The 6,305-nt window shown below is 60.1% G+C and carries 5 protein-coding genes (1 of these 5 running past the window's edge); 2 read left to right on the top strand and 3 right to left on the bottom strand.

Features of this window, described 5'->3' with window-relative positions; genetic code table 11:
• Both rapA and rluA read left to right on the top strand, forming a co-directional pair.
• Positions 1-2,752: the 3' portion of an RNA polymerase-associated protein RapA gene (gene rapA, locus ACF2JD_RS16290; RefSeq protein WP_440987782.1), read on the top strand. Its footprint begins 116 nt before the window's first position; the window shows 2,752 of its 2,868 coding nt (coding positions 117-2,868); its start codon lies off the left edge, out of view; its stop codon occupies positions 2,750-2,752.
• 118 nt (positions 2,753-2,870) lie between these two features.
• Positions 2,871-3,527, top strand: coding sequence for a bifunctional tRNA pseudouridine(32) synthase/23S rRNA pseudouridine(746) synthase RluA (rluA, locus tag ACF2JD_RS16285; protein WP_303808267.1), 657 nt, complete (start codon positions 2,871-2,873; stop codon positions 3,525-3,527).
• Positions 3,528-3,600: 73 nt separating this feature from the next.
• On the opposite strand, the gene ACF2JD_RS16280 is transcribed toward rluA, so the two are convergent.
• The 3 genes from ACF2JD_RS16280 to ACF2JD_RS16270 are packed head-to-tail and all read right to left on the bottom strand — an operon-like array spanning position 3,601 to position 6,302.
• Positions 3,601-3,789, bottom strand: a complete 189-nt coding sequence (locus tag ACF2JD_RS16280; protein WP_041206379.1) for a hypothetical protein — start codon at positions 3,787-3,789, stop codon at positions 3,601-3,603.
• Between the two features lie 58 nt (positions 3,790-3,847).
• A complete protein-coding gene (locus ACF2JD_RS16275) occupies positions 3,848-5,779 on the bottom strand; it encodes a putative bifunctional diguanylate cyclase/phosphodiesterase (protein ID WP_139743740.1) in 1,932 nt (643 codons plus the stop codon).
• A gap of 25 nt (positions 5,780-5,804) precedes the next feature.
• Entirely contained in the window at positions 5,805-6,302 is a 498-nt protein-coding gene (locus ACF2JD_RS16270; protein WP_106884961.1) for a molybdopterin-binding oxidoreductase, read from the bottom strand.
• Between the last annotated feature and the right edge of the window lie 3 nt (positions 6,303-6,305).

Here is a 6,305-nt window from a genome sequence, read left to right as displayed (position 1 = left end):
AAACCGTATGTATGCCAAAGAAGAGGCGCCGGTCACCCGGGTCAGCTTCAATGTGGGCGATCAAATTGCCAGTCACGAAGACTGGACCATGACGGTCGAAGAAGTGCAGGAGAAAGACAGCCTGCTTATATATGTAGGTGTTCGCACCGACAACGATGAGCCCGTTGCCCTCAAGGAAGTGTTTCTCAACAACTTCATCAAGTTCAACAAGCCGCAGGATCGCCTGTTCGCCGGTCAGATTGACCGTATGTCCCGCTTTACCCTGCGCTACGAGGCGCTGATCAACCAGCACCAGCGCCGTCGCAACCCGACTCGCGGTTTGGCCGGTGGCCGGGTCAGCCTGATCCCGCACCAGCTCTATATCGCCCATGAAGTGGGTCATCGCTACGCCCCGCGCGTATTGCTGGCGGACGAAGTGGGTCTGGGCAAGACCATAGAAGCGGGCATGGTCATCCATCAGCAGCTGCTCTCCGGTCGCGCCCATAGAGTGCTGATCCTGCTGCCAGAAACCTTGCAGCACCAGTGGCTGGTCGAGATGCTGCGCCGCTTCAACCTGCACTTCTCCCTGTTTGACGAGGAGCGCTGCATCGAGGCATTCGCCGATGCGGAGAACCCCTTCGAGACCGAGCAGCTGGTGATCTGCAGCCTCGACTTCCTGCGCAAGAAGCGTCGTCGCTTCGAGCAGGTGCTGGAAGCCGAGTGGGATCTGCTGGTCGTCGACGAAGCGCACCATCTGGAGTGGAGCGAAGATGCCCCCAGCCGCGCCTACGAAATGGTGGAGGCGCTGGCCGAACAGGTGCCGGGCGTACTGCTGCTGACCGCGACCCCGGATCAGCTGGGCCACCAGAGCCACTTTGCCCGTTTGCGCCTGCTCGACCCGGAGCGTTTCTACGACTACGAGGCCTTCCTCGCCGAGGAACAGGCCTACGGTCAGGTCGCCAGCGCGGCGCAAGAGCTGCTGGATGGCGAGACCTTGAGCGATGAAGCCAGGCAGATCCTCGCCAGCCAGCTGGAAGGGCTGGACTTAAGCGATGCTGCCGCCCGTCAGCAGGCGGTCGCCAGGCTGCTGGATCAGCATGGCACCGGGCGGGTGCTGTTCCGCAACAGCCGCGCCAATATTCAGGGCTTCCCCGAACGTCACCTCAACGTCTACCCCATGCCGCTGCCGGAGCAGTACAAAACTGCCATCAAGGTAATGGGCATGATGGGTGGCAATGGTGGCGATCTGCAGACCCGCGCCCTGCGCTACCTCTACCCCGAGAAGATCTTCCAGCAGTTCGAAGGCGACAACGCCACCTGGACCCAGTTCGACCCCCGCGTCGAATGGTTGCTGGAACTGCTGCTCTCTGCCCGCCAGCAGAAGGTGCTGGTGATCTGCTCCGAAGCGGCCACCGCCATCGCGCTGGAAGAGGCGCTGCGTACCCGTGAAGGGATCCGCGGCACTGTATTCCATGAAGGGATGTCCATCCTCGAGCGGGACAAGGCCTCCGCCTATTTCGCGCAAGAGGATGGTGGCGCCCAGGTGCTGCTCTGCTCCGAGATCGGCTCAGAGGGTCGCAACTTCCAGTTTGCCAGCCATCTGGTGCTGTTCGATCTGCCTCTCAATCCGGATCTGCTGGAACAGCGTATCGGCCGACTGGATCGTATCGGTCAGCAGAATACCGTCGAGATCCACGTTCCCTATCTGGAAGGGACTGCCCAGCGCGCCCTGCAGCTCTGGTACCACGACGGCCTGGACGCGTTCGAGCAGACCTGCCCGACTGCCCGCCCGGTATTCGAAGCGGTGCGTGACGAGCTGTTCGAACTGCTTGCCGCCAATACTGGTGATCAAGGCGCTCTGGATATCCTGCTGGCCAAGACACGAGAGATCCACGAGCCGCTCAAATCCCGCATGGAGCAGGGCCGCGATCGCCTGCTGGAGATCCACTCCAGCGGTGGCGAAGCCGCCCAGCAGCTGGTCGACAAGCTGGCCGCCGAAGATGACGACACCGGCATGATCTCCTTCGCCCTCAAGATGTTCGACGAGATCGGCGTCAATCAGGATGACAGGGGCGAGAACGCGCTGGTGCTGACCCCCGGGGATCATATGCTGGTCTCCAGCTTCCCGGGCTTGCCGCAAGACGGCATGACCATCACCTTCGATCGCAACACCGCCCTGTCGCGGGATGATATGGCGCTGCTCTCCTGGGATCACCCCATGATGCGCGGCGGTATCGACCTGATCCTGGGCTCCGAGATCGGTGCTACCTCGGTCGCACTGCTCAAGAACAAGGCGCTGCCCATAGGCTCCATCCTGCTTGAGCTGATCTTCGTTGCCGAGTCTGCGGCCCATCCCCAGCTCTACCGCTTCATGCCGCCGACCCCGATCCGTCTGCTGATGGACAAGAACGGCCAGAACCTGGGTGAGAAGGTGGCGTTCGATGCCTTCAACCGCCAGCTGACCCCGGTCAACCGCCACCTTGGCAGCAAGCTGGTCACGGCGTCACAGCCGGTGATCCACGGCCTGATTGGCAAGGGCCAGGTCATTGCCGACGAGCTGAAAGCCGGGATTGTCGACAAGGCCCGCGCCCAGATGGCGCAGACCCTGCAGCAGGATCTGGATCGTCTGGAAGCGCTCAAGGCTGTCAATCCGAACGTGCGCGACAGCGAACTGGATTATCTGCGCAATCTGCAGGCAGAATTGCACCACCTGATCGATCAGACCCAACTCAAGCTGGACGCAATCCGCTTTATCGTGGTCACCCATAACTGACAAGGTACCGACCGACAGCGGCCAGACCCAGCTCAAACTGGATACCCAATGCCGCTTTATCATGGTCACCCATAACTACTGATGGGGGCTTGCCCCCACCTTCTGATGCGAGACATTTATGTTTGAATACTCACCGCCTCTGGAACCCTGGCTCGATATCCTGTTCAAGGACAAGGACATCATGGTGGTCAACAAGCCCACTGGCCTGCTGAGCGTCCCTGGGCGCGGCCCCGAGAATGAAGACAGCGTCCTGCATCGGGTGAAGCAGCAGCACCCCAAGGCGGCGGCAGCCCATCGCCTCGACATGTCCACCACTGGCGTCATTGTCATTCCCCTCAATCCCAATTCCCATCGGGAGCTGAGCCGACAATTTCGTGAGCGGGAAACCGAGAAGCACTACCTCGCCTGGGTGTGGGGCGAGCCGGAGGTAGACTCGGGTCAGGTCGACCTGCCGCTCTGCGTCGACTGGCCCAACCGCCCGAAGCAGAAGGTGGACCATGAAGAAGGACGCCACGCCCTGACCCTGTGGGAAAAACTGAAGGTGGAGAACGGCAACAGCCTGATCAAGCTGACCCCTATCACGGGTCGCTCCCATCAGCTGCGCGTCCATATGCTGGAGCTGGGGCACCCGATTCTGGGTGACAACCTCTATGCCCATCCGGATGCGCTGGCGGCGGCCCCCCATCTCTACCTGCATGCGGCCATGCTGACCATCAGCCACCCCCGCAGCGGCGAGCGGATGACCTTCGAAGCCCCGGCCCCCTTCCCGGTCTGAGCAGTGAAACCGTCAGATAACACCCGATAAAAAAGAAAGCCCCCATCGCGAGATGGGGGCTTTTTCGTTCAGGTCAGACGCGAATATCGATCTTGCTTCCGAGGGAAGCGCTGGCCGATGTCGGCGCTGCCGGAGCAGACTGAGCTGCCGTTGCCAGCAGTTTCAAAGCCGATTCGCCCTCCTGGGTCTGCTGCTTCTTGGCCAGGCTGGCCACCATCAGTGCAGAACCAAACGACGCATTTGCAGAGCTAGAAATATCCATTGTGTACCTCCTGCCTAAACACTATCGGCCAGAACGTGGCAGACATGAGCCATATCGTTCAGAGCAGGTATGCCTTGTTCGGCGCACGCCGTGCCAACCAGCGCTCCTCCATCTCCAGCAGGGTCTGATAGGCCTTGGACGCCTGCTCCGGGCGACTGAACAGATAGCCTTGTCCGTAGAGATGGATGTCGGTCAATGAACGCAGCACGTCGAGCTGGCCCTGAGTCTCGATGCCTTCACACACCAGCTTCTTGCCCAGCATGGAGCCCATGCGGCAGATGTTGGCCACCAGCTCGGCCGCCTCTATGGAGGTATCTATGCCCTGGATGAAGGATCTGTCTATCTTCACCTTGCTCACCGGCAGCTTCTGCAGATAGCTGAGAGATGAGTAACCTGTCCCGAAGTCATCCAACGCCAGGTGTACCCCTTGCTGGCTGAGATCCTGCATCAGCTGCAGCGAGTTCTTCACCTCGCGCATTGTGGTGTCTTCCGTCACCTCCAATACCAGGCAGGATGCGGGTATATGGTGTTCCATCAACGCCTTGGCCACCAACTTCAACAAGTTGCGCTGGTACATGCCAGGGGAGATGTTGACGCACATCTGCAGATCGACCAAGCCCAGGTGCTGCCACTGGTGGAGCTGCTCGCACGCCGTGTTCAGCACCCAGCTCCCCAGCTTCTCGGCAAGCTGGAACTCTTCCGCCACCTGGATCACCTCGTTGGGCGGGATGAAGCCAAGTTCGGGGTGGCGCCACCTCAGCAGCGCCTCCACCGCCTCGCAGCGACCACTCTCCAGATTGACTATGGGTTGGTAATAGAGCTCCAGGGCATTGTGTTCCAGCGCCATCACCATGTCGGAGGCGAGGTGCTTGCGCCTGGCGGTTTCGTTGAGCAGGGAGCTGTCATAGATGACATAAGGCACATGGGTCTTGCGACTGTGGAACAGCGCCTGCTCCGCCCGGCTCAGCAGCTCCTGGGTCTGGTTGCTGTCCGTGGGGAAGAAGGCGATGCCTATGCCCACCTCCAGCCGGAAGGGGTAGCTGTCGATGATGATGTCTTGCTTGATGGCATGGAGCACCCTCGCCACCAGCTCCCTGACCTGGCGCAGGTCGCTGCTGTCCCGTTGCAGCATGGCGAGCTGATCGCCCCCGAGACGCGCCACCCACTCGCCGTTTTCACACAGGGCACGCAGCCGCTTCGCCAGCTCCTGCAGCAGTATGTCCCCTGTGCTGTAGCCAAACTTGCTGTTGATGTCCCGAAAATCGTTGATGTCGATCAGTATCAGACCAAAGGGAGTATCACGGCTGACATAGGACTCCATCTTCTCAAGCAAGGCCAGCCTGTTGGCCAGGCCAGTCAGCGGATCGACCCGGGCCGTTCTGAAATGGCGCCTGGCTTCACGCACCAGCAGACCGCTGAGCAGAATGACGGAGATCACCAGGCCCAACACCATGAACAGCAGGGCATCGCGCAGCTGGCCGAAGCGCTTGTCATTGCCCGAATAGACGTTGATGTTCTTCTGCATCATGGAGGCGAGAGAGTAGGAGAGCGGCTCCTGCAAGGGCGCAAGGGTCATCATGATCTGCTGGTAGTCCGGCATCCCCGGCTTCAGCCTGGTCAGCTCCGGCTCCAGCTTGCGGATATTGCTCTCGGTCAGCTGGACCAGCCGCAGCGTCTTCGGACTGTCCGCCAGACTCTTGCGCAGCTGGCCGCTCAGCAGTATGGGGGTGCGGCTCCACAGGATGTCGTAGCGCAGCAGCAGGGTTTCATGGTCGATGCCGCCGTAGTGGTAAATCTCGACGGCATTGATAAAGCGCCCCAGCTCGAGCTGCAACTGCATCAATGCCCAGGAGACGTCATAGGTATACTTTTCCATCACCCGAGTCGCATTTTGTATCTGCACCAGGCAATACAGCGTGCTACCCGTGAATAACAGAATGGATAGATAAAGAACGCCGAGTAAGGGCCAGGCCCTGGTCTTCGCTTTCACCCAATACTCCCGCAAGTCACCGTCTTTACTGCTGAATATCGATTGCGCTCAGTTGCCAGATCATCATGTCGGTGAACTCGGATCGCTTGAGTTCGGGATGCTGATCCAGCGGCAGGATAAACCAGAGCGGCCCTTTGTCACGTACCCGCATGGTCACCCCATCATCCTGCCAGGCCAAGATGGGATCGTATTGCCTGACCTTATCCCAGTTGATCCGGATCTGGAAACTATTCAAGGCGGTGAGCGTGATGCTCTTGCCGTTGGCCTTCACCGCCGTCAGCACATCCGCCAGCTTGGGCCCCACGTATTTGTGCGGTTTGTCCACCCAGGGATTGCTCGTCACTATCTCATGCTGTGGCAGGGCCTGGATCATGGCCATGTCGAAGGCAACCTCACCATCAGTCGGGTCGGCGGGATCCAGATTCCCCGTCACCTTGAGGATCACGGGCCCTTCGGGAGTGGCCAATGCCATGGTGGGGACGACAAGGGAGAACAGTAATGGGATCAGGCCTAATGTTCGCATGCT

The organism is Aeromonas ichthyocola (assembly GCF_046087985.1).
Classification (GTDB): Bacteria; Pseudomonadota; Gammaproteobacteria; order Enterobacterales; family Aeromonadaceae; genus Aeromonas; species Aeromonas rivipollensis.
This window is presented reverse-complemented; position numbering and strand designations above follow the sequence as displayed.

Excerpts from the sequence above, each read along its gene's own strand:
- rluA (WP_303808267.1), top strand. The coding sequence starts at position 2,871 with ATGTTTGAATACTCACCGCCTCTGGAACCCTGGCTCGATATCCTGTTC.
- ACF2JD_RS16280 (WP_041206379.1), bottom strand. The coding sequence starts at position 3,789 with ATGGATATTTCTAGCTCTGCAAATGCGTCGTTTGGTTCTGCACTGATG.
- ACF2JD_RS16270 (WP_106884961.1), bottom strand. The coding sequence starts at position 6,302 with ATGCGAACATTAGGCCTGATCCCATTACTGTTCTCCCTTGTCGTCCCC.